General features: G+C 63.3%; 19 protein-coding genes and 2 pseudogenes. 15 read left to right on the forward strand and 6 right to left on the reverse strand.

The window, feature by feature from the left end:
• Nucleotides 1-397: 397 nt before the first annotated feature.
• The 4 genes and pseudogenes from ACP7DD_RS18295 to lysS all read left to right on the forward strand — a co-directional run.
• Nucleotides 398-1,021, forward strand: a pseudogene (locus ACP7DD_RS18295) (transposase); the annotation flags it as partial.
• 224 nt (nt 1,022-1,245) lie between these two features.
• Nucleotides 1,246-2,350 (forward strand): peptide chain release factor 2 gene (gene prfB / locus ACP7DD_RS18300; protein ID WP_131021856.1). Its coding sequence is split into 2 segments (ribosomal slippage): nt 1,246-1,326 and nt 1,328-2,350, totalling 1,104 coding nucleotides; the frame shifts between segments, so codons are not numbered across the junction.
• A 3-nt stretch (nt 2,351-2,353) separates the two neighbouring features.
• Nucleotides 2,354-3,019 (forward strand): HAD family hydrolase, encoded by a 666-nt coding sequence (locus ACP7DD_RS18305; protein ID WP_426176233.1) that lies wholly within the window; start codon nt 2,354-2,356, stop codon nt 3,017-3,019.
• 40 nt (nt 3,020-3,059) lie between these two features.
• Complete coding sequence (lysS, locus tag ACP7DD_RS18310; RefSeq protein ID WP_426176234.1) at nt 3,060-4,592, forward strand: lysine--tRNA ligase; 1,533 nt, start codon at nt 3,060-3,062, stop codon at nt 4,590-4,592.
• A 39-nt stretch (nt 4,593-4,631) separates the two neighbouring features.
• Here lysS and ACP7DD_RS18315 read toward each other — a convergent pair whose 3' ends face one another.
• Both ACP7DD_RS18315 and ppnN read right to left on the reverse strand, forming a co-directional pair.
• The gene (locus tag ACP7DD_RS18315; protein ID WP_426176235.1) at nt 4,632-4,982 is read right to left on the reverse strand and encodes a hypothetical protein; all 351 of its coding nucleotides are present in this window, start codon (nt 4,980-4,982) and stop codon (nt 4,632-4,634) included.
• An 82-nt stretch (nt 4,983-5,064) separates the two neighbouring features.
• The gene (gene ppnN, locus ACP7DD_RS18320) at nt 5,065-6,435 is read right to left on the reverse strand and encodes a nucleotide 5'-monophosphate nucleosidase PpnN (protein ID WP_426176236.1); all 1,371 of its coding nucleotides are present in this window, start codon (nt 6,433-6,435) and stop codon (nt 5,065-5,067) included.
• Nucleotides 6,436-6,714: 279 nt separating this feature from the next.
• Here ppnN and ACP7DD_RS18325 point away from each other — a divergent pair, with 279 nt between their 5' ends.
• Nucleotides 6,715-8,229 carry a peptide MFS transporter gene (locus tag ACP7DD_RS18325; RefSeq protein WP_426176237.1) on the forward strand — a complete coding sequence of 505 codons (1,515 nt, stop codon included), beginning with the start codon at nt 6,715-6,717 and terminating at the stop codon, nt 8,227-8,229.
• A gap of 109 nt (nt 8,230-8,338) precedes the next feature.
• On the opposite strand, the gene ACP7DD_RS18330 is transcribed toward ACP7DD_RS18325, so the two are convergent.
• On the reverse strand, nt 8,339-9,232 hold the full coding sequence (locus ACP7DD_RS18330) for a LysR substrate-binding domain-containing protein (protein WP_426176238.1): 894 nt from the start codon (nt 9,230-9,232) through the stop codon (nt 8,339-8,341).
• A gap of 113 nt (nt 9,233-9,345) precedes the next feature.
• Here ACP7DD_RS18330 and ACP7DD_RS18335 point away from each other — a divergent pair, with 113 nt between their 5' ends.
• From ACP7DD_RS18335 to ACP7DD_RS18345, 3 genes are all read left to right on the forward strand, one after another.
• A complete protein-coding gene (locus tag ACP7DD_RS18335; protein ID WP_426176239.1) occupies nt 9,346-10,275 on the forward strand; it encodes an NAD-dependent epimerase/dehydratase family protein in 930 nt (309 codons plus the stop codon).
• 178 nt (nt 10,276-10,453) lie between these two features.
• Entirely contained in the window at nt 10,454-12,751 is a 2,298-nt protein-coding gene (locus ACP7DD_RS18340; RefSeq protein WP_426176310.1) for a penicillin-binding protein 1A, read from the forward strand.
• Between the two features lie 126 nt (nt 12,752-12,877).
• Entirely contained in the window at nt 12,878-14,860 is a 1,983-nt protein-coding gene (locus tag ACP7DD_RS18345) for an OPT family oligopeptide transporter (RefSeq protein ID WP_426176240.1), read from the forward strand.
• 55 nt (nt 14,861-14,915) lie between these two features.
• Here ACP7DD_RS18345 and ACP7DD_RS18350 read toward each other — a convergent pair whose 3' ends face one another.
• On the reverse strand, nt 14,916-15,674 hold the full coding sequence (locus tag ACP7DD_RS18350) for a hypothetical protein (RefSeq protein ID WP_426176241.1): 759 nt from the start codon (nt 15,672-15,674) through the stop codon (nt 14,916-14,918).
• A 127-nt stretch (nt 15,675-15,801) separates the two neighbouring features.
• Here ACP7DD_RS18350 and ACP7DD_RS18355 point away from each other — a divergent pair, with 127 nt between their 5' ends.
• The 4 genes from ACP7DD_RS18355 (at nt 15,802) to serB (ending at nt 22,156) form a co-directional block, all read left to right on the forward strand.
• Nucleotides 15,802-16,836, forward strand: a complete 1,035-nt coding sequence (locus ACP7DD_RS18355; RefSeq protein WP_426176242.1) for an HDOD domain-containing protein — start codon at nt 15,802-15,804, stop codon at nt 16,834-16,836.
• Entirely contained in the window at nt 16,836-17,774 is a 939-nt protein-coding gene (locus ACP7DD_RS18360) for a 5'-nucleotidase (protein ID WP_426176243.1), read from the forward strand. The genes ACP7DD_RS18355 and ACP7DD_RS18360 overlap by 1 nt, the downstream gene beginning before the upstream one ends.
• An 80-nt stretch (nt 17,775-17,854) precedes the next feature.
• Nucleotides 17,855-21,301 (forward strand): transcription-repair coupling factor, encoded by a 3,447-nt coding sequence (gene mfd / locus ACP7DD_RS18365; protein ID WP_426176244.1) that lies wholly within the window; start codon nt 17,855-17,857, stop codon nt 21,299-21,301.
• A gap of 12 nt (nt 21,302-21,313) precedes the next feature.
• Nucleotides 21,314-22,156 carry a phosphoserine phosphatase SerB gene (gene serB / locus ACP7DD_RS18370; RefSeq protein WP_426176245.1) on the forward strand — a complete coding sequence of 281 codons (843 nt, stop codon included), beginning with the start codon at nt 21,314-21,316 and terminating at the stop codon, nt 22,154-22,156.
• Nucleotides 22,157-22,175: 19 nt separating this feature from the next.
• Here the strand turns inward: serB and ACP7DD_RS18375 are convergent.
• Nucleotides 22,176-22,652: pseudogene (locus ACP7DD_RS18375) on the reverse strand (ethanolamine ammonia-lyase light chain EutC); the annotation flags it as partial.
• Between the two features lie 90 nt (nt 22,653-22,742).
• A complete protein-coding gene (locus ACP7DD_RS18380) occupies nt 22,743-23,294 on the reverse strand; it encodes a GNAT family N-acetyltransferase (RefSeq protein ID WP_426176246.1) in 552 nt (183 codons plus the stop codon).
• 97 nt (nt 23,295-23,391) lie between these two features.
• Here ACP7DD_RS18380 and ACP7DD_RS18385 point away from each other — a divergent pair, with 97 nt between their 5' ends.
• The 3 genes from ACP7DD_RS18385 (at nt 23,392) to ACP7DD_RS18395 (ending at nt 26,272) form a co-directional block, all read left to right on the forward strand.
• Complete coding sequence (locus ACP7DD_RS18385; protein WP_426176247.1) at nt 23,392-23,880, forward strand: hypothetical protein; 489 nt, start codon at nt 23,392-23,394, stop codon at nt 23,878-23,880.
• Nucleotides 23,881-24,127: 247 nt separating this feature from the next.
• Nucleotides 24,128-25,285, forward strand: coding sequence for an ABC transporter substrate-binding protein (locus tag ACP7DD_RS18390; protein ID WP_426176248.1), 1,158 nt, complete (start codon nt 24,128-24,130; stop codon nt 25,283-25,285).
• A gap of 96 nt (nt 25,286-25,381) precedes the next feature.
• Complete coding sequence (locus tag ACP7DD_RS18395; protein WP_426176249.1) at nt 25,382-26,272, forward strand: branched-chain amino acid ABC transporter permease; 891 nt, start codon at nt 25,382-25,384, stop codon at nt 26,270-26,272.

Below are 26,272 nucleotides of genomic sequence, written 5' to 3' on the forward strand. Positions count from 1 at the left end.
GTCAAATGACCTCACCCGCAGCGCGTGCCGACATCATCGCAATGGTCGAAAAAGCGGTTGCCGAGGGGGCCCGTCAGTGCAGAGCATGCGCGATCGCCGGCTTGAGCCCGCGTACCCTGTAGCGCTGGCAGCTGGCCGGTGTTGAACCGGATGGCCGTACCACGCGTATCCAGGACCCGCGCAATCAGCTCAGCGCGTCAGAACGTGAACAGATCTTGGGGATTGTCAACTCAGCTGAGTTCGGCCAACTTCCGCCATGCCAGATCGTGCCGCGCCTGGCCGACCAAGGCATTTATGTCGCCTCTGAGTCAACGTTCTATCGGGTTATGAGAGACGCCAACATGGTCAAGCACCGGCAGCAGCGCGACCAGGACAAGAGCGCAGCAAGCCGCGTGCTATCTGCGCTACGGGACCGAACCAGCTCTACAGTTGGGACATCACTTATTTGCCGAGCGGGGTGAAGGGAATCTATTTTTACCTGTACATGTTCATCGATATCTACAGCCGGAAAGTCGTCGGCTGGCAGGTCTACCGGGACCAACAAAGCGGTCTGGCGGCCGAGGTCATGCGCGACATCTGCGGGCGGGAAAAAATCCGGCCCAATCAGGTCGCGCTGCACTCCGACAATGGCAGCCCGATGAAGGGGTCGACGATGCTGGCCACCTTGCAGGCGCCGGGCGTCATGCCGTCGTTCAGCCGGCCGGCAGTGAGCAACGACAACCCGTATTCGGAATCGTTGTTCAAGACGCTGAAGTATCGTCCTGATTACCCAGGCAAAGCATTTGCCGACCTGGCGCATGCACGCAACTGGGTAGCCAAATTTGTGCGCTGGTACAACGACGAGCACCGTCACAGCACGATTAGATTCGTCACGCCTGCTCAGCGCCATGCAGGCTTGGACAGTGTCCTGCTGGCAGCCCGTAAGGCGTTGTATGACGCTGCCCGCGCAGCCAATCCACTGCGGTGGACCGGCCCAACACGCAACTGGACGCCGGTCAACGAGGTGCATCTCAATCCAGACCAGACCATCAAGGAAACGCGAGCCCCGGCGCAAAATGCGTCGGAGTTCAAAAAGGCGGCTCAAAGGCGGCTCACGCGACAACTAGCTTGACAGCCACCGTATTCGGACATTTCGCTTTTTGAAATGTTCGAATGTCAGACCTGAACCCAGCGTTCAATCGTTAGCCCCTTCCGGTCGGGTATAATCGAAGGTTCGATTCAACCCAATTCAAGACCGGAAACGCCATGGAAGCCGAACGCATCAACGCCCTCTCCGCCCTGCTTAACGACCTGACTGGTCGCGAAGCCGAACTTCGGAGGTATCTTTGACTACGATAAAAAGTCAGAGAAGCTCGAACAAGTCAACGAAGAACTAGAAGATCCGACCGTCTGGAACGATCCAAAACGCGCCCAGGATCTCGGTAAAGAGAAAAAGGCGCTCGAAGGCGTCGTGCACACGCTGCAAAAGGCCGACGCCGACCTGAAGGACGCGCACGACCTGTTCGACATGGCGCGCGAAGAAAGCGACGACGACACGCTCGAAGCGGTCATCGTCGACGCCGACGCCATCAAGCTCGTCATCGAAGGCATGGAGTTCCGCCGCATGTTCGGCAACCCGATGGACCAGAACAACTGCTTCATCGATATCCAGGCCGGCGCCGGCGGTACCGAGGCGCAGGACTGGGCCTCGATGCTGCTGCGCCAGTACCTGCGCTATTGCGAGCGCAAGGGCTTCAAGGTCGACATCCTCGAGCAGTCCGACGGCGAAGTCGCCGGCATCAAGACCGCCACGCTCAAAGTCGAGGGCGAGTACGCCTACGGCCACCTGCGCACCGAAACCGGCGTGCACCGCCTGGTGCGCAAGTCGCCGTTCGATTCCGCCAACGGCCGCCATACGTCGTTTACCAGCCTGTTCGTCTACCCTGAGGTGGACGACTCGATCGAGATCGACGTCAACCCGGCCGACATCCGCGTCGACACCTACCGCGCCTCCGGCGCCGGTGGACAGCACATCAACAAGACCGACTCCGCGGTGCGCATGACGCACGCGCCGACCGGGATCGTGGTGCAGTGCCAGAACGACCGCAGCCAGCACCGCAACCGCGCCGAGGCGATGGAAATGCTGAAGGCGAAACTGTACGAGCACGAACTGCGCAAGCGCATGAGCGAGCAGCAGAAGCTGGAAGACTCCAAGACCGACGTCGGCTGGGGCCACCAGATCCGCTCGTACGTGCTGGACCAGTCGCGCATCAAGGACCTGCGTACCGGCTTCGAGACCGGCAACACCAAGGGCGTGCTCGATGGCGACCTCGATGACTTCATCGCCGCCTCCCTCAAGCAAGGCGTGTAAGCAATGAGCCTCGAGAAAAGCGCATTCATCTTCGACATGGACGGCACCATCGTCGACAACATGGCCTTCCATACGCAGTCGTGGATCACCTTCTTCGAACAGCGCGGCATGACGATCGATGCGGAAGAGTTCTTCCGCACCACCGCCGGCCGCCAGGGCAAGGAGATCATCCGCGCGCACATGGGCGAACACCTCAAGGACGACGAGGTGCTGGCGCTGAACCTGGAAAAGGAATCCGTCTACCGCGAGCTGTACGGTCCGCACCGCAAGACGGTGGGCGGCTTCGATGAACTGATCCGTCGCGCCAAAGAGCAAGGCGTGGTGCTGGCCGTGGCCACCGCCGCGCCGAACGCCAACATCGAGTTCACGCTCGATGGGCTCGACCTGCGGCGCCATTTCGATATCGTCGTCGGGGCAGCCGACGTCGCCCGCGGCAAACCGAATCCGGACGGCTTCCTGCTCGCCGCCGAGCGCTGCGCCGTGCCGCCGGAACGCTGTATCGTGTTCGAAGACGCGCCGCTCGGCGTCGAAGCGGCGCGCCGCGCCGGCATGCGCTGCGTGGTGCTGACCACCACCCTGCCGGCCAACGCCTTCGACGAGTTCGAGAACGTCATCGCCGTTGCCGCCGATTTCTCCGAACTCGATATCGACGCCCTGTTCGCAGACTGACCAGCGCAGCCGTTCAAATCAACCTACCAATAAAACTATCATGACCACCGACATCCAGGACCAAGCCACGCAGCCGGCCGACGAAAACAAGATCATCGCCGAGCGCCGCGCCAAGCTGGCCACGCTGCGCGGCAATGGCATCGCCTTCCCGAACGACTTCCGTCCGCAGCACAAGGCCGCCGCCATTCACGAGCAATTCGGCGCCAGGACGCGCGAAGAACTCGAAGCGAACCCGGTGGCCGTGGTCATGGCTGGCCGCATGATGCTCAAGCGCGAAGCCGGCAAGAAGGCCGCCTTCGCCACGCTGCAGGATTCGTCCGGCGCGCGCGCCGATGGCCGCATCCAGATCTACGCCACGCTGGACCTGACCGGCGCAGCCGCGATGGAAGCGCTGCATCACTACGACCTGGGCGACATCCTCGGCGTCGAAGGTACGCTGTTCAAGACCAAGACGGACGAACTGACCGTCAAGGTCAGCAACCTGCGCCTGATCACCAAGTCGCTGCGCCCGCTGCCGGACAAGTTCCACGGCCTGTCCGACCAGGAAACCAAGTACCGCCAGCGCTACGTCGACCTGATCATGAACGAAGAGACGCGCCGCACCTTCAAGGCACGCACCGCCGCGATGTCGTCGATCCGCCGCTTCATGGAAGAAAACGACTTCATGGAAGTCGAGACGCCGATGCTGCACACGATCCCCGGCGGCGCTGCAGCCAAACCGTTCATCACCCACCACAACGCGCTCGACATGGAGATGTTCCTGCGCATCGCGCCGGAGCTGTACCTCAAGCGCCTGGTCGTCGGCGGTTTCGACCGCGTGTTCGAGGTGAACCGCAACTTCCGCAATGAAGGCGTCTCGCCGCGTCACAATCCTGAATTCACGATGATGGAGTTTTACGCGGCCTACACCGACTACCAGTGGATCATGAACTTCACCGAAGCTGTGATCCGCCAGGCCGCGGTCGACGCGCACGGCACCGCTCTCTTGACCTACGGCGGGCGCGAGCTGGATCTCACCAAGCCGTTCCACCGCATGACAATCGTCGAGTCGATTAACAAGTTCGCACCAGGCTACACCAACGAGCAGCTGCACGACATGGACTTCCTGAAGGCCGAGCTGCTCAAGTTCGGCGTCAAGCCATTCGCCACGTCGGGCCTGGGTTCGCTGCAGCTGTCGCTGTTCGAAGAGACCGCCGAAGCGCAGCTATGGGAGCCGACCTTCATCGTCGACTACCCGGCCGAAGTGTCGCCGCTGGCGCGCGCATCGGACACGGCGCCTGGCATCACCGAGCGCTTCGAGCTGTTCATCGTCGGCCGCGAAATCGCCAATGGTTTTTCGGAGCTGAACGACGCCGAAGACCAGTCGGCGCGCTTCCTGGCGCAGGTAGCGGCCAAGGATGCGGGCGACGAGGAGGCGATGTTCTACGACGCCGACTACATCCGCGCGCTCGAATACGGCATGCCGCCGGCCGGCGGTTGCGGCATCGGCATCGACCGTTTGATGATGCTCATTACCGACTCGCCGAATATCCGCGACGTGATTCTGTTCCCGCACTTGCGCCGGGAAGAGTAAGGAAGCTTGGTTGGGATGAGGGCTCGGATGAGCCCCCTTTTAGTATCCCGCACGGGCAAGCAAATATACAGCCAGGACGAGCAATGAGACGATCCCGATAATCCGCCATGTTTGGGCATTCAAGCTCGTCTGAACCTGTGCGATCATCGCGTGCATTTCGGTCCGAAGCTTTTCGTTGTCGATCCTGAGTGCGCTGATGTCAGTTTCAAGGCGGCTCAGAATCTTCGATTCGACAGTTCTCAGTTCGAGGCGCCGGTCTTGGATTTCCGTCTTGAGTTCAAGTCGGACCTCTTGGAGGTCCGCCTTGGTGACGTAGTTTGAGCGCACGACCGCCACGTCCGCTTTCAGGGACGAGAGGTCGTCTTCAAAGGAGCGCGAGTCGTGGTTCATATGTCCATGATCCCGCTACGCGGGATCCGCGTCAACAGACGCACGATTGGATCGGCGCGACCGTCGACTCCTCTCAGCTAAGCTACTGAATCACGCGATAGCACGGAACATACGTCTTGCCCGGCAGTTTCATTCGGCTCTGCTCGACGAACGAAGACAGTAGCGCATCCATCGGTCCCATGATTGCCGGGTCGCCGTGGATTTCGAAATGGCCGAACTTCTCGATTGCCCGGATTCCCTCATCCTTGACGTTACCTGCCACCACGCCTGAAAACGCGCGCCGCAGGTTCGCAGCCAGCAGGTGCGTGGCCTGGTTCTTGTGCAGGCTAAGGCCGCGCATATTCTCGTGGGTCGGCTTGAACGGACGCTGGAACTCCTCGTCGATTTTCAGCAGCCAGTTGAAGTAATACGCATCGCTGCGCGACTTGCGGAATTCGCGCACTTCCTTGATCGCCGTTTGCATTTCGCGCGCCACCAATTCGGGGTCGTCGACGATGATCTTGTAGCGCTGCTGCGCCGCTTCGCCAAGGGTCGCGCCGATAAACTCGTTGATCTGCTTGAAGTAATCGCGCGATGTCTCCGGGCCGGTGAAAATGAGCGGGTAAGGCATATCGGCGTTATCCGGGTGCAGCAGGATGCCGAGGATGTACAGGATCTCTTCCGCGGTGCCGGCGCCGCCTGGGAACACGATGATGCCGTGGCCGGTACGCACGAATGCCTCGAGCCGCTTTTCGATGTCCGGCATGATGACCAGGTCGTTGACGATCGGGTTCGGCGATTCGGCCGCGATGATGCCAGGCTCGGAGATGCCCAGGTAGCGGCCACCGGTAAGGCGCTGCTTGGCGTGGCCGATGGTGGCGCCTTTCATCGGGCCCTTCATGGCGCCCGGTCCGCAGCCGGTGCAGATATCGAGGTCGCGCAACCCCATCTGGTAGCCGACTTCTTTCGAATAGTTGTATTCGATCCGGTTGATCGAATGGCCGCCCCAGCACACCACCAGGTTCGGATTGCGCTGCGGACGCAGCACGTTGGCGTTGCGCAGGATGTGGAACACCGAATCGGTGATGCCGCCCGACTGCGAATTGTCGAATTTTGGATTGTCGGTAATCTCGCTGTTGATGAAGACGATATCGCGCAGCACCGCGAACAGGTGCTCGTGGATCCCCTTTATCATTTTGCCATCGACGAAAGCGATCGCCGGCGCACCCTTGATATCGAGCTTGATGCCGCGCTCGCGCTGCACGATGCTGATGTCGAACGACTTGTACCGCTCCAGCAGTTCCTTGCCGTCGTCGATCGAACTGCCGCAGTTGAGCACCGCCAGCGCGCAATTGCGAAAAACCTGATACAGGCCGCCCTGGCTGGTGTCGAGAAGCTTGACAACTTCGGCTTTCGACAGCACTTCGAGCCGGCCTTCCGGCGAAATTAGGGTATCGACAACGTCGTGGTCCATAGTGCAAATTCCTTTTCTGATTCTGTGTAACGAACGAGCCTGCAATGCCAATATACGACAACTGAAGCTAGTTTGTGCAGCGCAGTTTGAGGCGGGGGTGCGCGCGGCCAAATGAGGCGCGTTTAACACATCCGGCAAAAATTCGCTTGCGCCGGCCGATTTACATTAAAATGCAGCGCATTGGATTAGATGGCCTCACTCATCGCACATCCGGCGGCGTGAGGGGCGATAGAAGCTCCATATGATTATCCATTCATAACTATATCCGGGAGATCCCGCATGAGCGGTGCAGCTACACCTACGACGCCTGTCGTAATACCAGAATTCAAGCAGATAATGGGTCATCCAAGTCCGCTGTGGATGTTGTTCATGACCGAATTTTGGGAACGCTTCGCGTTCTACGGCATTCGCTGGGCGCTGGTTCTCTACATCGTCACCCAGTTCCATGGCGGTGCAGCTGCCGGCCAGGCCGACGCCAACCTCACTTACGGCTCCTACCTGGCGCTGGTGTATGCGGGCGCAGTATTCGGCGGTTACGTCGCCGACAAAGTCATCGGCTACCAGCGCTCGATCCTGATCGGCGCCGCCTTCATGGCCATCGGCCTGTTCGCCATCGCGATTCCCGATCCTGATATCTTCAAGGTTGGCCTGGCCACGATCATCGTCGGTAACGGCATGTTCAAGCCGAACATCTCGACCATGGTCGGCAAGCTGTATGCGCTCGACGACACCCGCCGCGACAGCGGCTTCACCATTTTCTACATGGGCATCAACGCCGGCGCCTTCGTCGCGCCGATCCTGACCCAGCAACTGGCGCAGAAGGTCTTCAGCATCAACGACATCCCGGCCTACAAGGTCGTGTTCATCGCCTCCGGTATCGGCATGCTGATCAGCCTTTTCTGGTTCGCCGTGGGCCGCAAGGCGCTCAAAGGCATCGGCGCTCCGGAAGCGGACGCACAGAACCCGATGCGCATGGTGTACGTGATCCTCGGCGCCATCGCCGTGATCCCGCTGATGTACTTCCTGCTCAAGGCCGGCGCGGCCAACCTGCAGATCGTGCTGTCGATCCTGTTCCTCGGCCTCGTCGTCATGCTGATCCGCGAAGGCATCCGCGACGGCGCGGTCGCTCGCGACAAGACGATTGCCCTGCTGATCATCTTCGCCTTCAATATCCTGTTCTGGATGTTCTTCGAACAGGCCGGCAGCTCGTTTACCTTCCTGGCCGAGAATATCGTCAACCGCGCCGGCGTGTTCGGCATGACGGAATTCCCGACCGCCTGGTTCCAGAGCGTGAACTCGGTGGCGATCATTGCCTGCGCACCGATCATCGCTTGGATCTGGGTGGCCATGGGCCGCAAGAACGTGAACCCGTCGATCCCGCGTAAATTCGGCCTCGGCATTCTGTTCAACGGCCTCGCTTTCGGCCTGCTGATGTACGCCCTGTCGTTCCTGGTCGACCCGACCATCAACAAGATCCCGTTCTGGACCCTGTTCGCGGTGTACTGGATCCAGTCGATCGGTGAGCTGTGCCTGTCGCCGATCGGCCTGTCGATGACCACCAAGCTGGCACCGGTGCGCCTGGTTGGCCTGGGCATGGGAGGCTGGTTCCTGTCGACCGGTATCGGCAACAACCTGTCGGGCATCTTCGCCAGCCACGTCTCCGGTGAAGCCGGCATGTCGGTCGCCTCTGCGCTCTCCGGCTACACGTTCGGCTTCTGGTCGCTGATGGCCGGCGGCGTGCTGCTGTTCCTGCTCGCACCGATGATCCAGAAGCTGATGCACGGCGTAAAGTAAGCCAGTCGCATACAGTAAAACGGCGGCCTGCGGGCCGCCGTTTTTCATTTCCTGCTCGGATTAGTTCAGGTGTCAGGTCTGACATGTCAGACCTGACACCAGCATTTTTTTAGGCAATGGGCACGCCGGCGCGGCGCATGTCGTCCATCTCGGCCACCAGCCAGGCGCGAAAGCGCTGCACCTTCGTCATGCTCGCCTTGTTCGGGTTGACCATGAAGCGGTAGCCGCTGCCGAAAGGCGCGCTCTTGCAGTTGATCTGCCTGAGCGACCCCTTGAGGATGTCCTGGAACGCGATCCCGTACGCTACCAGCGCGATGCCCTGCCCCGCCACCGCCGCCTGCGCCAGCACGCCCCAATGGCTGTAGCCACGCGAGAAATCGTAGTTGCCCTTCAGCGCCTTGTTCTCGTTAAGCAGCTGCAGCCACGATTCCGGCGTCTTCTCGTACAGCAGCGGGAAATTCGGCAGGTCGGCCAGGGTCAGGTCGGCCTGGCCGGGCGCCAGCAGGTGCGGGCTGTAGACGGCGATGAGCCGCTCGCGAAACAGCAGCGCCGAGTCGCCATCGGACACCGGTCCGTAGCGCACCGCCACGTCGGTGCTGTCGTCTTCCAGGTTGGCCGGCGCATCGTTCGAATCGATGCGGATATCGAGCTCCGGATAGAGCTTGGTGAAGCGGTGCATGCGCGGCACCAGCCACTTGATGGCAAACGAATGGGTGGTCGAAATGCGCAGGATCGATTCCTCGTCGCCTTCCTGCAGCGCGCCGATCTTGGCGCGCAAATCTCCCAGCATGCGCCGCACGGTGATGGCCAGCTCGTGGCCTTTTTCGGTCAGCGTGACGTGGCGCGCGTGGCGGATGAACAGCGCAAAGCCGACTGTCTCCTCGAGGTGCTTGACCTGCTGGCTGATCGCCGCCGGCGTCTTGTGCAGCTCCTGAGCGGCCAGCTTGAAACTGCCCCAGCGCGCGGCGCACTCGAAGTCGATCAGCCCGGAGAGACTGCGCATGGGCTTCAAGTCGCCTCCATGCATAAGTTTATCTTGCTCATGGGCTAAATTTTTCTCGTTTGATGCTTCTGTGCCCGGGGAGGAAAATATAACCGATTCGATAAGGAAACGCCATGCGCAAGAATATATTGGTTATCGGCGGCACCCGCTATTTCGGCAAACTGCTGGTCCAGCGCCTGCTCCAGGCCGGCCACCGTGTCACCATCGCCACCCGCGGCCGCACCAGCGACCCATTCGGCAACCGCATCGAGCGTATCTGCGTCGACCGCCAGAACGAAACTGCCATGCGCGCCGCCTTCGCCAACGTGGCCGGCTATGACATCATTTATGACCAGCTGTGCTACAGCCCACTCGACGCCGCCATCTCGGCGCGCGTCTTTGCCGGCAAGGTCAAACGCTACATCATGTCGTCGACCATTGACCTCTACCGCCCGCTGCTGGGCAGCCAGGACGCGCCGTTCGCCGAATCGGCGGCCAGGGTGCTGGCGCAGCCGATCGACACCGGCTACCCATGGCACGACCCGCGACTGGCCTGCGAAAGCTACGTGATGGGCAAACTGCAGGCCGAAGCCTACCTGTACCGCGACGGCACACTGCCGGTCGTGACGGTGCGGATCGGCCACGTGCTGGCCGGCGCCGAAGACTTCACCGGCCGCCTGGCGCATTACGTCGACCTGGTGCGCCAGCAGGCGCCGCTGCGCTACTCGAATGCGGCCGCGGCCTCCTCGTTCATGTCGATGCAGTCGGTCAGCGACTTCCTGCTGTGGACCGGGGCGCAGGACTTCAAGGGCCCGGTCAACGCGGCCTGCGACGGCGCGCTGTCGGCCTTCGACCTGTACCAGCGCGTCGGCATGGCGCTGGGCGAACCGGTCAAGACGATCCCGGTGCAGAACGCCGCGCCGGCCGGCCAATTGAGCCCGTTCGACTTGCCGTCGCAGCTGATGGTCGACACCGGCCGCGCCACCAGGCTCGGTTACCGCTTCGGTCACAGCGACGAGTGGCTCGACACCCTGATCCGCCAGCACGACCTGGCGTACGTCTGAGCGGTACTCCTTCAAGGACTCGAAAGTATCGCCCCGCGCGCCTTTGCTGATTGCACTATGCGCGCGGCAGTACCATGGCTTAAGGTTGGCTTAACCGGTAGCGGCTTATAATTTGCCGCGCATCGCCATCATTACCGGTATGGCCTTACCTGGAGAGCAGAACTTGACATCACCTTACATGCGGCCTCGCACGGCGCGCGGATTTTTCCTGCTGGCCGCCATCGCCGTCCTGCTGATCATCGGCGCCATCATCTACGGCGTGGCGGCGCTGCTGCCGAACGTGCCCTCGATCGACGCCGTCACTGACTACCAGCCGAAGATCCCGCTGCGCATCTACACCGCCGACCATGTGCTGATCGGCGAGTTCGGCGAGGAACACCGCGATGTCGTCCCGATCGCCAAGGTGCCGGCGCTGATGAAGAAGGCGGTGCTGGCGATTGAGGACAAGCGCTTTTACGAACATGGCGGCATCGACTGGATCCGCGCGATGGGCGCTGCCAAGTCAAACCTGGGCGGCGGCTTTCGCCAGGGCGGCTCGACCATCACGATGCAGGTGGCGCGCAATTTCTTCCTGTCGCGCGAGAAGCTCATCGGCCGCAAGCTCAATGAGGTCGCGCTGGCCTACAAGATCGAGGGCAAGCTGTCGAAAGACGAGATTCTCGAACTGTACATGAACCAGATCTATCTCGGCCAGCGCGCCTACGGCTTCGGCAGCGCGTCGCAGATCTACTTCGGCAAGCCGCTTGCCAGCCTGTCGGTGGCCGAGATGGCGATGCTGGCCGGCCTGCCGCAGAACCCGGCGCGCCACAACCCGGTAACCAATCCGAAGCGGGCCCGCGAGCGCCAGCAGCTGGTCCTGAAAAGCATGCGCGAGCTCGATTACATCACCGAAGCGCAGTACCGGCAGGCGCAGGACGCGCCGCTGCGCATCAACCAGAAGGGCCAGGAATTCGGCACCCACGCCGAATACGTCGCCGAACTGGCGCGCCAGGTGGTGTACGCGCAGCTCAAGGAAGAGGCCTACACCCGCGGCGTCGTCGTCACCACCACCATCGTCAAGGCCGACCAGGACGCGGCTTACCAGTCGATGCGGCGCAACGTGCTGGCGTACGACCAGCGCCACGGCTACCGTGGCCCGGAAGCTGCCATCGAGCTGCCGGCCGATCCGCAGGAGCGCATGGATGCGATCGACGAGGCGCTGCAAAAGCGCCGTTCGAGCGACGGCCTGCTGCCGGCGGTGGTGCTGACTGCATCGCCCAAGCTGGTGCGGGCCGAGACGGTGGACGGCGACACCATCGACATTACCGGCGCCGGGCTCAAATTTGCGGCCGCGGGATTATCGGCCGGCGCCAAAAGCGCCGCGCGCATCGCGCCTGGCGCCATCATCCGGGTCAGCCAGGAAAGCAAGAAGTGGAGCATCGTTCAGCTGCCGCAGGTATCGGCCGCCTTCGTCTCGATCGATGCCGGCACCGGCGCCTACCGTGCGCTGGTCGGCGGTTTCGACTTCAACCTGCACAAGTTCAACCACGTCACGCAAGCCTGGCGCCAGCCCGGCTCCGCGATCAAGCCTTTCCTGTTTTCGTCGTCGCTCGAAAAAGGCTTTTCTCCGGCCACGCGTATCCTTGACGCGCCGCTCGACATGCCGGGCGAAGACGCCGGCAGGACCTGGTCGCCGCAGAACGACGACGGCGTGTTCGACGGCCCGATCACGATGCGCTACGCGCTGGCGCACTCGAAGAACATCGCATCGGTGCGCCTGCTGCGCGCGGTCACGGTGCCGGCCATGCATGCCTACCTCGGCAAGTTCGGCTTCGACCCGGCGCGACATCCGAAGAACCTGACGATGGCGCTTGGCACCGGCGCGGCGACGCCGCTGCAGATGGCCGGCGCCTACGCGGTGTTTGCCAACGGCGGCTTCCAGGTCAAACCTTACCTGATCAGCAAGATCGAGGATGCGCGCGGCGTGCCGATAGACGTGTTCAAGGCGCCGGTCGCCGGCCAGGAAGAGAACCGCGTGCTCGACGCGCGCAACGCCTTCGTTACCGACAGCATGCTGCGCGACGTGACCCGCTACGGCACCGGCGCGGCAGCCACGCAGAAGCTCGGCCGCAGCGACATCGCCGGCAAGACCGGCACCACCAGCGACGCGGTCGACGGCTGGTTTGCCGGTTACGGCGCCAACGTGGTGGCGGTGGCGTGGATGGGGTTCGATGAGCCGAAGTCGCTCGGCGGACGCGAGTTCGGCGCCACGCTGGCGATGCCGATCTGGATCGACTACATGCGCGTGGCGCTGGCCAAACGCCCGGAAGTCGCGCGCCGCGCGCCGGAAGGCGTGCTGCGCCAGGACGACGACTGGATCTACGCCGAATATGCCGATACCACCGAGTTCAAGTCGATCGACGTGCCGGCCGCGCCGCCACCGCCACCGCCAGGGTCAGACCCCGGGTCTTCCGTTGGGGGGGCTGATCCCGGTTGAGTTAGCGGCAGCACACCGGGGTCCGGCCCACAAAACGGGTCAGACCCCACCGGCGCTTGGGAATTTGCGATGTGGCGGTTATAATAAGACGCTTTTTCACAAAATAACCCTCATGGAGTGCTGCGCATGGCGACGGTGTCACTGGCTGGACCAAAGGAAATCACGATCCGGGGCATCCTGCTCGGCATTATCATCACCCTGATCTTTACCGCGGCCCAGGTCTACCTCGGGCTCAAGGTCGGGCTCACGTTCGCCACCTCGATCCCGGCCGCGGTGATCTCGATGGCGCTATTGAGCGCCTTCAAGGATGCGACGATCCAGGAAAACAACATCGTCCAGACCATCGCTTCGGCCGCCGGCACCTTGGCGTCGGTGATCTTCGTGCTGCCTGGCCTGTTGATGATCGGCTGGTGGGCCAACGTGCCGTTCTGGCCGACCTTCGGCGCCTGCGCCATCGGCGGCGTTCTCGGCGTGATGTACACGGTGCCGCTGCGGCGCGCCCTGGTGTCGCAATCCGACCTGCCATATCCGGAAGGCGTGGCCGCGGCCGAAGTGCTGAAAGTGGGCACCTCCTCGCGCAGCGGCGCCGCCGAAGGCAAGGCCGGTTTGCGCGCGGTGATCTGGGGCAGTGTCGCCTCGGCGGTGTTTGCCGCCTTCGCCGGCGCCAAGCTGATGGCCGCCGACGTCGCCGTCTACTTCCGCACCGGACAGGGCGCCACCGGCATCGGCGCATCGAGTTCGCTTGCGCTGATCGGCGCCGGCCACCTGATGGGCATCACGGTCGGCATCGCGATGCTGGTCGGCCTGGCAATCGCCTGGGGCGTCCTGGTGCCGATGCTCACCACCTGGAATCCGAATCCTGCCCTGTCGGCGGCCGACCTCGCACTCGGCGTATGGAAAAAAGACGTGCGCCTGATCGGCGCCGGCGCCATCGGCTTCGCCGCCATCGTCACGCTGGCCGGCCTGGCCAAGCCCGTCCTGGGCGGCCTGCAGTCGGCCATGGCCGCTGCCCGCCACGCCAAGACGGCCGGCGCGGTCATCGACCGCAAGGAACAGGACATCCCGATCTTCATCGTCGGCCTGGTCACGCTGATCATGATGGTGCCGGCCGGCTGGCTGCTGGCCACCTTCCTGCAAGGCGGCGTGCTGGCCAGCGTGTCGGTGACGCTGGTGGCCATCGGGGTCGGCTACATCCTCGTCGCCGGTATTTTCGCCGCCGCGGTGTGCGGCTACATGGCTGGCCTGATCGGCTCCTCGAATTCTCCGGTGTCCGGCATTGCCATCCTCACCATCCTTGGCGCCTCGCTCAGCGTCGGCATGGCCGGGCGCCACATGATGGGTCCTGAAGTGGCGCACGCGCTGATCGCCTTTGCGCTGTTCGTCACCACCGTGGTGCTGGCGGTAGCAGTCATCGGTAACGACAACCTTCAGGACCTGAAGACCGGCCAGCTGGTCGGCGCCACGCCGTGGAAGCAGCAGGTCGGCCTGTTGATCGGCGTCGCCGCCGGTTCGGCCGTGGTGCCGCCGGTGCTGGAACTGCTCAATCGCGCCAACGGCTTCGCCGGCGCGCCCAACCTGCAGGCGATTTCATCGACCCCGCTGGCGGCGCCGCAGGCGACCCTGATCTCGACCCTGGCCAAGGGCGTGATCGGCAACGACCTGCCATGGAACCTGCTCGGCTACGGCGCCATCATCGGCCTGATCCTCGTGCTGATCAACTTCGCGCTGAAAAAATCGAGCAATAACAAGTACAGCCTGCCGCCGCTGGGCGTGGGCCTGGCGATCTACCTGCCGAGCACTGTCACCTTGCCGGTAGTTGTCGGCGCCTTCGCCGGATTTTTCTTCGAGCGCGCGGTCAGCAAGCGCACCTGGGGCGAACCGGCCAAGCGCATGGGCGTGCTGATCATGTCGGGCTTTATCGTCGGCGAGAGCTTGTTCAACGTGGCGCTGGCCGGCCTGATCGTCTCGACCGGCACCGGCGAGCCGCTGGCGATCGCCAACGGCCTGTCCGAGACGCAGCTGATGCTGGTGGCGACGATCCTTGGCGCCACTATCGTGGCGTCGCTGTATCGCTGGGCCGCCAGCAATGCGAAGCGCGTTCATGTCTGACATGACAGGCTGATACGACAAAAGCGGGACCCATGCGATGCATCGGTCCCGCTTTTTACATCCGCGTCGCCCAGGCGATGGCCCCTATCCCGACCATGTTGTACAGGCAGTGCACCATGATGCTGCTGCCTAAGCCGTCGCGGATGCGCAGGTAACCCATGACGGCCGCGCCGATCGCCAGCGGGAACACCAGGATGAAGATCAGCGGCGCCTGCATGCCGACAAACTGGTACGTGCTGGCATGGGCGATCGCGAACAGGTAGCAGTTCAGGTGGAAGACCTTCGGATAGCCGTGGATAAACGCTTTCGCCATCTGCGTTCTGGCGCCCGCCGATGCAGCCGCGCGGCGGCGCGCCACGATGGCGATGGTCCACAGTGCCAGCGCCGTGAAGGAGCTCACTGCCGCTCCCGTCATCGACGGCGCGACAGTGGCGACGGCGACGACCGGAACCAGGATCAGGCAAAACACCGGCATGCGCAAGCCGGCCCGATACACCAGCTCCTCGATCATCGGCCCAAGCACGCCGATCACCATGACCGCGGCCAGTACGTCTTCCGTCAGGCGCGGCGTCTTGTAGCCGATGCCGGCCGCTGCTTCGAGCGAATTGAGTAGAGCTGCCAGCGGAAGGCTCACCAGCAGCCATGCCAGCGTGAAGAAGATGATGCGATTGATACGTTCCTTGCGGGTCGACGGTTTGCCCCGCGCGCGGCGCGGCCGCATGATGAAGCGCGCGAAGTCGCCTGACTCGCAGATGGCGTAGCGCACCGCTACCAGCAGTATCCGGAATCGATCGAAGAACGAGCTTGCTGGCATATTCTTGCTCCGATGGCGGCACGCGACAGGAAAATATACCTCCGGGGGCGACTGGTTCATTGCGCCATGGCAAGTCGAAGCGCCTTGGAACGACAATCGTGCCCGGCTGGCTTGTCGGGTAAAATGCTTGTTTAGCATCCTGTCCTCCGCGCCGATGATCAACTGGATCGCACGATGGTTTCGTCCCGCCGCCGCCAGCACTGCCGCCGCCGCGATCGTGGCGCAGCAGCAGCAGCAGCAGCAGCAGCAGCAGCAGCCGGTGCACGCGCAGTACGCCGCGCCTGCGCCGCAGCAGGATGACGTTCGCACGGTCTTCTATCGCTGGCTCGCCGGCCCGCCGCGCGACGACATCCTGCCGTCCACCGAAAAACTGATCCTCGAAGAATTCAAACGCCTGGTCGAAGCGCCGCAATCTGCGTCCGACCTGGTGCCGCGGGTGCCGGCGGTGATCCCGCAACTGCTGCGCAGCCTGCGCGACGACAGCGTCTCCGGCGCCGAACTATCGCGCCAGCTGGCGCAGGACGTGGTGCTGGTGGCCGAAGTGATCCGCGAGGCGAACAGCCCTTACTACCGCCCCGCCGCGCCGATCAAGACGATCGAAGGCGCGATCATGCTGCTCGGGCAGAACGGCATGCGCATGCTGCTCGCGCGCGTGGCCTTTCGCCCGATCATCAGCAACCAGCCGGGCCAGTTCGCGCACCAGGTCGCGCCCCAGGTGTGGCGCCAGTCCGAGGCTTGCGCGCTGGCCGCCAGCATGCTCGCTCCCGGCAGCGGCGCCAATCCCTTCGAGGCTTACCTGGCCGGCCTGCTGCACCAGGTCGGGCTGATCGTCGCGTTCCGCCTGATCGACCAGATCTACACCGGCGATGCGCTGCCGCAGTCGGACGAGTTCTGCGCCGCGCTGCTGGCCGACTCCCAGCTGCTGTCGGCCCGCATCGCCGCGCTGTGGGAGTTCCCTGTTACAGTATCGAACGCGATCGAACAGGCCGGCGCAAAGGACGCCCTTGCCCTCGCCCGCGTCCTTGACCAGGCCGACCGCATCGGCATGCTGCGCGTGCTGGTCGACGCCGGCCAGTACGCGCCCGACGATCCCTTCGTGCTCCAGCATCTCGATCCGGCGGCGACGGCGATCTACCAAAAACTCAGCGACGAGGAACACTGATGGCGTTTCAGATCGAGAACAAGCTGGTGATCGGGGTCGCCTCGAGTGCCCTGTTCGACCTCACCGGCTCGCACCAGGTGTACCAGGACAGCGGCCCGGACGAATACCGCAATTTCCAGGAACGCAATATCGACGTCATCCTCGGCAAAGGCGTCGCCTTCCCGTTCATCCGCCGCTTCCTCAACATTAACAAGTGCTTCCCGCGCCAGATGCCGGTCGAGGTGGTGCTCTTTTCGCGCAACTCGCCCGAGACCGGGCTGCGCGTGATGCGCTCGATCGCCCACTATGGCCTCGACATTTCACGCGCCGCCTTCATGACCGGCACCGCGCCCTACCCCTACCTGCCGGCCTTTAACACGTCGCTGTTCCTCTCCGCGAACGAGCAAGACGTCAAGAGCGCGATCGCCGCCAACTACCCGGCCGGCCTGGTGCTGCCGTCGAAAATCGTCGACGACGATGACGACGTCGAGCTGCGCGTCGCCTTCGACTTCGACGGCGTGATCGCCGACGACGAGGCCGAAAGCGTCTTCAAGAAGGACGGACTGGATCAGTTTCACGCGCACGAGGCGCTGCACGTCGACCGCCCGCATGCGCCCGGCCCGCTGGCCGACATGTTCCAGAAGCTGGCGCTGATGCAGCGCATGGAAGAACGCGCGCAGCGCCGCGATCCCGGCTACCGCAAGGTGCTGCGCATCGCCATCATCACCGCCCGCAGCGCGCCGTCGCACGAGCGCGTCGTCACCACGCTGAAAAGCTGGGGCGTATCGGCCAACGAGACGTTTTTCCTCGGCGGGATGGACAAGGCGCGCGTGCTGTCGGTGTTCAAGCCGCATATCTTCTTCGACGACCAGCTGACCCACCTGAAGTCGTCGCCCGGCGGGACCATCCCGATGGTCCATGTGCCGTTCGGGATCGCCAACCGGCGCCCTGAGGCCTAGCTCGGCGTGGCGCAAGCGCCCCGCTTCGATGGGCGAATACGACTATAATTAGTCATTAAAGCCCATCGCTTCGCCCCTCAATGCCCTTCGATTTAAAGAAATCGCTTCCCAAGCCCGGCGCCCGTTTTGCGCTGCCGGCCTCGTACGGATCGGCCGACGCGTATGCGCTGGCAGTGGCCGGCCTCGAACTGAAATCGCGCAGGCAGATGCTCACCGTGATCGTCGCCAACGCCAGCGACGGCCAGCGCCTGCTCGACGAGATTCCGTGGTTCGCCGACGGCAAACTGGCCTGCAACCTGCTGCCGGACTGGGAAACGCTGCCCTACGACGCCTTCTCGCCGCACCAGGACCTGGTGTCCGAACGCCTGGCGACGCTGCACGAAGTGCAAAACGGCCAGTGCGACGTGCTGATCGTGCCGGCCACCACGGCGCTGGTGCGCCTGGCGCCGCCTTCTTTTCTCGCTGCCTATACATTCTTCTTCAAGCAGGGCGAAAAGCTCGACGAGGCAAAGCTCAAGGCGCAGCTGACGCTGGCCGGCTATACCCACGTGTCGCAGGTCATGTCGCCGGGCGAATACTCGGTGCGCGGCGGCCTGATCGACCTGTTCCCGATGGGCTCCACGCTGCCGTACCGGCTCGACCTGTTCGGCGACGAGATCGAAACCATCCGTACCTTCGACGCCGACACCCAGCGTTCGCTGTACCCGGTGCGCGAAGTGCGCCTGCTGCCCGGGCGCGAATTCCCGATGGACGAACCGGCCCGCACCAGCTTTCGCAGCCGCTGGCGCGAACGCTTCGAGGGCGATCCTTCGCGCACGGTGGTCTACAAGGACATCGGCAGCGGCATCGCCTCGGCCGGCATCGAATACTACCTGCCGCTGTTTTTCGAAGAAACCGCGACCTTGTTCGACTACCTGCCACAGGAAGCCTCGCTCGCGCTGGTCGGCGACATCGACGCGGCCATCAAGCGTTTCTGGCTCGACACGCAGTCGCGCTACCGCTTCCTCAAGTCCGACCGCGACCGCCCGCTGCTGCCGCCGGATGAATTGTTCCTCAGCGACGAAACCTTCTTCACGCTGGCCAAGCCGTATCCGCGCTGGGTAATCGTCAAGGATGCCGACACCGCCGCCTCCGAGCTGTCGGCGCCGGTGCCGAACATCGCCGTCAACCGCCGCAGCGACGACCCGCTGGCCAACCTGCGCAGCTACCTGGCGCAAAACGACGGCCGCGTGATGATCTGCGCCGAATCGAACGGCCGCCGCGAAACGCTGCTGCAGTACTTCAACGAATACAGCCTGGCGCTGGCCGCGGTCGAAGGCTTCGAGGGCTTTTGCGCATCGAGCGCCAAGCTGACACTCGGCGTGGCGCCGCTGCAGGCCGGCTTCGAGCTGTTCGACAAAGGCGCCGGCCATATCGTCTTCATCACCGAGACGGAGCTGTATGCCGGCTCAGGGCGCCGCGTCGGCAAGAAAAAGCAGGAAACCGTCACCCAGGTCGAGTCGATGGTGCGCGACCTGTCGGAGCTCAAGATCGGCGACCCGGTGGTGCACATCAACCACGGCATCGGCCGCTACATGGGCCTGACCAGCATGGACCTCGGCGAAGGCGAGACCGAATTCCTGCACCTCGAGTACGCCAGGGACACCAAGCTGTACGTGCCGGTGTCGCAGCTGCACGTCATCTCGCGCTATTCGGGCGCTTCGCCGGAAGACGCACCGCTGCACTCGCTCGGCTCCGGGCAGTGGGAAAAGGCCAAGCGCAAGGCCGCCGAACAGGTGCGCGACACCGCCGCCGAGCTGCTCAACCTGTATGCCCGCCGCGCGCTGCGCAAGGGCCACTCGTTCGAGTATTCGTCGCACGATTACCAGAACTTCGCCGACAGCTTCGGCTTCGACGAAACGCCCGACCAGGCAGAAGCGATCAGGAACGTCATCAAGGATATGACCGGCGGCAAACCGATGGACCGGCTGGTGTGCGGCGACGTCGGCTTCGGCAAGACCGAAGTGGCGCTGCGCGCCGCCTTCATCGCCGTCATGGGCGGCAAGCAGGTGGCCATCCTGGCGCCGACCACGCTGCTGGCCGAACAGCACGCGCAGACCTTCGCCGACCGCTTCGCCGACTGGCCGGTGCGCATCGCCGAACTGTCGCGCTTTCGCACCGGCAAAGAGATCAATACCGCCATCAAGGGCATGGCCGACGGCACGCTCGACATCGTCATCGGCACCCACAAGCTGCTCTCGCCCGACGTCAAGTTCGAGCGCCTGGGCCTCGTCATCATCGACGAGGAACACCGCTTCGGCGTGCGCCAGAAGGAAGCGCTCAAGTCGCTGCGCGCCGAAGTGGACGTGCTGACCTTGACCGCAACGCCGATCCCGCGCACGCTCGGCATGGCGCTGGAGGGCCTGCGCGACTTCTCGATCATCGCCACCGCGCCGCAAAAGCGCCTGGCGATCAAGACGTTCGTGCGCAGCGAAGACAGTTCGGTCATTCGCGAGGCCTGCCTGCGCGAACTCAAACGCGGCGGCCAGATCTACTTCCTGCACAACGAAGTGGAAACCATCGAGAACCGGATGGCGATGCTGACCGAACTGCTGCCGGAAGCGCGCATCGCCGTCGCCCACGGCCAGATGCACGAGCGCGACCTCGAAAAGGTGATGCGCGACTTCGTGGCGCAGCGTTACAACATCCTGCTGTGCACTACCATCATCGAGACCGGCATCGACGTGCCGACCGCGAACACCATCATCATGCACCGCGCCGACAAGTTCGGCCTGGCCCAGCTGCACCAGTTGCGCGGCCGGGTCGGCCGCTCGCACCACCAGGCGTATGCCTACCTGCTGGTGCACGACGTGATGAGCCTGACGAAGCAGGCGCAGCGCCGCCTCGACGCCATCCAGCAGATGGAAGAACTGGGCAGCGGCTTCTTCCTGGCCATGCACGACCTCGAAATCCGCGGCGCCGGCGAGGTGCTCGGCGAGAACCAGTCCGGCGAGATGCTCGAAATCGGTTTCCAGCTGTACTCCGACATGCTGCACGAGGCGGTCAAGTCGCTCAGGGCCGGCAAGGAGCCGGACCTGGCCGCGCCGCTGGCGACCACCACCGAAATCAACCTGCACGTGCCGGCGCTGCTGCCCTCCGACTTCTGCGGCGACGTCCACGAGCGCCTGTCGATCTACAAGCGCCTGGCAAACTGCGCCACCGCCGACAAGGTCGACGACATGCAGGAGGAGCTGATCGACCGCTTCGGCAAGCTGCCCGACCCGGTCAAGGCGCTGATCGAAACGCACCGCCTGCGCATCGCCGCCAAGGCGGTCGGCATCGTCAAGATCGACGCGCATGGCGAAGCGGCCAACCTGCAGTTCATGGTCAACCCGCCGATCGACTCAATGCGCATCATCGCCCTGATCCAGAAAAATCGCCACATCAAGCTGGCCGGCCAGGACAAGCTGAAGATCACCGCCAGCATGCCCGACCTGGCCGCCCGCGTGACGCAGGTCAAGCAAACCATCAAACAACTGTTAGCGTAATTACCCATGACGATGAACCTGGTTTTGCAGGGCCCCGGCGCGACGCTGCCGGCACTTGAACGCATCGCCGCGCTGGCACATCCGGCGCGCTGGGCCAAACTGGGCTCGCACGCGCTGCGCGCCGAAACGGTCGACGATTTTCCGGCGACCCGCGCCGCGGTCGAACAGGCGGCCTTCGCGGCCGGCATCGACGCCACCTTCATCGCCGCCGGGCGCAGCCTGGCCGATTTCGGCCTGGTGGCGATGGACATGGATTCAACCCTGATCACCATCGAATGCATCGATGAAATCGCCGACATGCAAGGCCTCAAGCCTCAGGTGTCGGCCATCACCGAGGCCGCCATGCGCGGCGAGCTCGATTTTGCCGCCAGCCTGACCCAGCGCGTGGCGCTGCTGAAGGGTCTCGACGCCAGCGCACTGCAGCGCGTCTACGACGAGCGCCTGCAGGTGTCGATGGGCGGCGAAGCGATGCTGGCCGCGGTCAAGGCCGCCGGCCTGAAGACGCTGCTCGTGTCGGGTGGCTTCACCTTCTTTACCGAGCGCCTTCGCGATCGGCTCGGGCTCGACTATGCGCACGCCAATGTGCTGGAAATAGACGCCGGTAAGCTGACCGGGCGCGTTGTCGGCGGCATCGTCGACGCCGAGGTCAAGAAACAGACTGTGGAACGCGTCTGCGCGGAACTTGGCATCGGCACGCAGCAGGCGATCGTGATGGGGGACGGGGCGAACGACCTGAAGATGATGTCGGTCGCGGGACTGTCGGTGGCGTTTCGCGCGAAGCCGGTGGTGCGTGCCCAGGCGGGCGTGGCGCTGAACTTCTCCGGCCTCGATGGCCTTGTCGCCATCCTCGCATAAGCGTTGAAGAAGTCTGACACTATGTGTCAGACCCGTTTGAGAGCAGAAAGTTCGCGCGGACGTCGAGCGTTGATGCCGCATCGTCGCTGTCGTCTTTCAAGGCAATGCCGGACACGCCGCGCCGGCGCGCTTCGGCCACCAGGTCGTGAAGCCTGCGCGCGGCGGTATAGTAATCCAACCCTTCCGGCCGCACGTTCGAGATGCAGTTGCGCCGTTCGTCGGTCATGCCGACCCACGGCTGCCAGGTCAGGTAAAGGCCCATGCTGTCGGGCGAACTGAGGCCGGGGCGCTCGCCGATCATCACGACCACCAGTTCCACGCCTAACAGCTGCGCGACTTCGTCGCCGACCGCCACCCTTGCCTGCTTGACGATCGCCAGCGGCGCGACCGACAGCGATGCCGGCGCCAGCAAGTCGAGCCAGCAGCGCAGGAATGGCAAGGCATGCCGCTCGATCGCCAGCGCCGACAGGCCGTCGGCGATGACGAAGCCGATGTCGTAGCGTCCGTCCGTGCGTGGCGCGCGCCATCAGCGCGCGCAGGTCGGCAAAGGCTTAGGTCCTGGCGCCGACCATGTGCGAGTACTGGGTCATGTCCGCTCCAACACCGTGCGGCGCATGCGCACGACGGGCACCCGCACGCCGTCCGACAGCTGCAGGTCGAACGATTCGACGTCGGTGAAACCGAGCACGCGGTACAGCGGCACGCCCGGCAAGGTCGACACCAGTTCGAGGGCGCCGAAGCCGGCGGCGCTGGCCTCGGCGGCGCAGTGCGTCATCAACAGCGAGCCCAGGCCGCGGCGCACCCACGCCGGTTCGACGAAAAAGGCGCGGATCCTGGCCGCCTCGGTGGCCGGATCGAGCAGCGGTTCGGGCGCCGATTTGGCCTGGTCGCCGCCAAAGCCGGTCGAGCGTTTGCCCCAGCCTCCGCAGGCGGCGATGGCGCCGCCCGTTTCGACGACATAATAGGTGCCGTCTGCGAGCAGCTGGCTATCGACGCCGAACACTTCGCGGGTGACCGCAACGGTTTGTTCCTGAGTATAAAAGCCGACGCTGAGCGCCGCCGCTGAGCGCTCGATCAGGGCGCGCAACGCCGACCTGTCGGCAGCAGTTGCCGGGCGGATCAGAAAGGCCTGTTCCATATGTTTCCGTAACATGTGGTTTGTAACAAAAGCCAAATTGTGTGGCAGGCTAATCCTAAATTTCCTATAGTACTGGTAACAAATTCGTGAGGACATTATGAAATTCTTGCTGACAATTGCTGCCGCCGCTGTTCTGGCGGGATGCGCGACGGCGCCGGCCTCGCGCAACTATTCCACCCAGTATGCACCGGCGCCGGCAGATCCGAGCCAGTGGCACGTCGTTTCGGTAACGCCAGTGCCGCCGGGCACGCGAGACCGTTACGGCAAAGTCGATAATGGCTGGTCTGACCAGTACAGTTCGGGTGCGGTTGCTTCGACCTATGCGCCGCAAGCCGGCTATGCGCCAAACAACTACTACGCGCCAAACAACTACTACGCGCCGAACAACTACTACGCGCCGAACCCGTATTACGCGCCGCAGCCGGTGTACGTGGCGCCGCCGATGTATGCGCCGGCGCCGGCTTATTATTATCCACCGGTGTCAATTGGGCTCGACTTCATGTTCGGGCGCAGCTGGGGCGGACATGGGCACCGCGGCGGACGGAACTGGGGTGGCGTCGGTATTGGTTCTCGCTGGCATCGTTAAGCTGATTTGACCAACTCATTTCGCACCATATTGGGGAGGCCGCACACTGTTGCGGCCTTTATTGCTTTGCGCCATACCTCCCGTAGTTCCTACCCTTGTTTGCTTACCATTTCCTTACACGGTTGCGTGAGGTGATTTGTCACAGCAAATCATTGCTGTTAGCAAAATGGTCCCATACAATGAATCATCGGTGGGGCAAGGTGCACCAGCGTACGGCACTATAAAAACACTTCCGGAGACAACACAAATGAATTTCAAGTTGAAAGCAATCGTTGCGAGCGTAGCACTCGGTATTTCGATGTCGGCCGTGGCTGCCGATCCGATCAAGATCGGCGTCGCCGGTCCATTTACCGGCGGCTCGGCGCCAATGGGCGTATCGATGCGTGACGGCGTCAAGCTGGCCGCGGCGGAAATCAACGCCAAGGGCGGCGTCCTTGGCCGCCAGATCCAGTTGATCGAGCGTGACGACGAAGCCAAGCCGGAGCGCGGCGTACAGATCGCCCAGGAACTGATCAACAAGGAAAAAGTCGTCGCCACCGTCGGCTATATCAACACCGGCGTGGCGCTGGCGTCGCAGCGTTTTTACCAGGAAGCGAAGATTCCTGTGATGAACAACGTCGCCACCGGCTCGATCATCACCCAGCAGTTCGCCAAAGAGCCGGAGAACTACATCTTCCGCAATTCGGCCAACGACCAGATCCAGTCGGCGATGATCGTCGAGGAAGCCGTCGCCCGCCGCAAGTTCAGCAAGGTCGCGATCCTGGCCGACTCGACCAACTATGGCCAACTGGGCCGCGAAGACCTCGAGAAAGCGCTGAAAGCGAAAGGCATCACCGCCGTCGCCGTCGAAAAATACAACATCAAGGACGTCGACATGACGGCCCAGCTGCTGAAGGCGAAACAGGCCGGCGCCCAGGTCGTGCTGACCTACGGCATCGGCCCTGAGCTGGCGCAGATCGCCAACGGCATGGAGAAGCTGAACTGGACCGTGCCGCTGATCGGCAGCTGGACCCTGTCGATGGGTAACTTCATCGACAACGCCGGCAAGAACGGCGACGGCACCCGCATGCCGCAGACCTTCATCCAGGACGCCAACACGCCGAAGCGCAAGACGTTCATCGACTCCTACGTCAAGGCGTACAAGCCAGCGGGCGACCGCATGCCGTCGCCGGTATCGGCAGCACAGGGCTACGACTCGATCTACCTGCTGGCCGCGGCCATGAAGCAGGCCGGCAGCACCGATGGCCCGAAAGTGAAGGCAGCGCTGGAGAACCTGTCGGAGAAAATCGAAGGCGTCGTCACTACCTACAACAAGCCATACAGCAAGGACGACCACGAGGCGATCGGCCTGGATAACACCGTATTCGGTGAAGTCAAAGGCGGCCGCGTCATCCTCGCCAAGTAAAGCCTGCCAGCGCCGTTTCGTGGCCAGTCTTGAGCATTCAAGCCTGGCCATTTTCTTGTTGACCGGTGGCGTCAGCGCCGCCCATTGGATGAAATCATGGAAATTCTATTACAGCTAGTCTTTAGCGGAATCGCGCTCGGCATGATCTATGCCGTCATCGCGTTCGGCTACCAACTGACGTTTGCCACCTCGGGCACCCTCAACTTCGGCCAGGGCGAATCGCTGATGCTCGGCGCGCTGGTTGGCCTGTCCTTGGTGAGCACCTTCCACGGCGGCCCGTACATGAGCTACCTGTTGATGATCCCGATCGTGCTGGTGTTCGGCGCGCTGCAAGGCATCTTCGTCGAGTGGATCGGCGTGCGCCCGGCCATCAAGATCAAATCCGAATTCGGCTGGATCATGTCGACCATCGCGCTGGCGATCATCTTCAAGAACGTCGCCGAAAATATCTGGGGCAAGGACGACCTGACCTTCCCTTCCCCGCTCAGCTCCACGCCGTTCCAGATCTTCGGCGCCAACGTGCAGCAGATGCAGGTGGCGGTGATTGTCGGCGCGCTGGCGATCATGCTGGCGGTCGAACTGTTCAACCGCAAATCGATCTACGGCAAAGCCGTGGTGGCGACCTCCAACGACCGCGACGCGGCCGGCCTGATGGGCATTAACACCAGCATGGTAATCACGTTCTCGTATGCGCTGTCGTCGGCCACCGCGGCATTTGCCGGCGTGCTGGTGGCACCGCTGACCCTGACCGGCGCCACGATGGGCGCATCGCTCGGCCTGAAAGCGTTTGCGGTCGCCATCATCGGCGGCCTGACCTCCGGCATGGGCGCCATCGTCGGCGGCCTGATTCTCGGCATCGCCGAAGTGACCACCGGCTTTTACATCTCGACCGGCTACAAGGAAGTACCGGGCCTGCTGCTGCTGCTGCTGGTCCTGGCGGTCAAGCCGGCCGGCCTGTTCGGCAAAGCCACGATCAAGAAAGTCTGA

Source organism: Massilia sp. TWR1-2-2 (assembly GCF_049897565.1).
GTDB lineage: Bacteria > Pseudomonadota > Gammaproteobacteria > Burkholderiales > Burkholderiaceae_D > JAFCUW01.

Excerpts from the sequence above, each read along its gene's own strand:
- ACP7DD_RS18305 (WP_426176233.1), top strand. The coding sequence starts at position 2,354 with ATGAGCCTCGAGAAAAGCGCATTCATCTTCGACATGGACGGCACCATC.
- lysS (WP_426176234.1), top strand. The coding sequence starts at position 3,060 with ATGACCACCGACATCCAGGACCAAGCCACGCAGCCGGCCGACGAAAAC.
- ACP7DD_RS18315 (WP_426176235.1), bottom strand. The coding sequence starts at position 4,982 with ATGAACCACGACTCGCGCTCCTTTGAAGACGACCTCTCGTCCCTGAAA.
- ppnN (WP_426176236.1), bottom strand. The coding sequence starts at position 6,435 with ATGGACCACGACGTTGTCGATACCCTAATTTCGCCGGAAGGCCGGCTC.
- ACP7DD_RS18325 (WP_426176237.1), top strand. The coding sequence starts at position 6,715 with ATGAGCGGTGCAGCTACACCTACGACGCCTGTCGTAATACCAGAATTC.
- ACP7DD_RS18330 (WP_426176238.1), bottom strand. The coding sequence starts at position 9,232 with ATGCGCAGTCTCTCCGGGCTGATCGACTTCGAGTGCGCCGCGCGCTGG.
- ACP7DD_RS18335 (WP_426176239.1), top strand. The coding sequence starts at position 9,346 with ATGCGCAAGAATATATTGGTTATCGGCGGCACCCGCTATTTCGGCAAA.
- ACP7DD_RS18340 (WP_426176310.1), top strand. The coding sequence starts at position 10,454 with ATGCGGCCTCGCACGGCGCGCGGATTTTTCCTGCTGGCCGCCATCGCC.
- ACP7DD_RS18345 (WP_426176240.1), top strand. The coding sequence starts at position 12,878 with ATGGCGACGGTGTCACTGGCTGGACCAAAGGAAATCACGATCCGGGGC.
- ACP7DD_RS18350 (WP_426176241.1), bottom strand. The coding sequence starts at position 15,674 with ATGCCAGCAAGCTCGTTCTTCGATCGATTCCGGATACTGCTGGTAGCG.
- ACP7DD_RS18360 (WP_426176243.1), top strand. The coding sequence starts at position 16,836 with ATGGCGTTTCAGATCGAGAACAAGCTGGTGATCGGGGTCGCCTCGAGT.
- mfd (WP_426176244.1), top strand. The coding sequence starts at position 17,855 with ATGCCCTTCGATTTAAAGAAATCGCTTCCCAAGCCCGGCGCCCGTTTT.
- serB (WP_426176245.1), top strand. The coding sequence starts at position 21,314 with ATGAACCTGGTTTTGCAGGGCCCCGGCGCGACGCTGCCGGCACTTGAA.
- ACP7DD_RS18380 (WP_426176246.1), bottom strand. The coding sequence starts at position 23,294 with ATGGAACAGGCCTTTCTGATCCGCCCGGCAACTGCTGCCGACAGGTCG.
- ACP7DD_RS18385 (WP_426176247.1), top strand. The coding sequence starts at position 23,392 with ATGAAATTCTTGCTGACAATTGCTGCCGCCGCTGTTCTGGCGGGATGC.
- ACP7DD_RS18390 (WP_426176248.1), top strand. The coding sequence starts at position 24,128 with ATGAATTTCAAGTTGAAAGCAATCGTTGCGAGCGTAGCACTCGGTATT.
- ACP7DD_RS18395 (WP_426176249.1), top strand. The coding sequence starts at position 25,382 with ATGGAAATTCTATTACAGCTAGTCTTTAGCGGAATCGCGCTCGGCATG.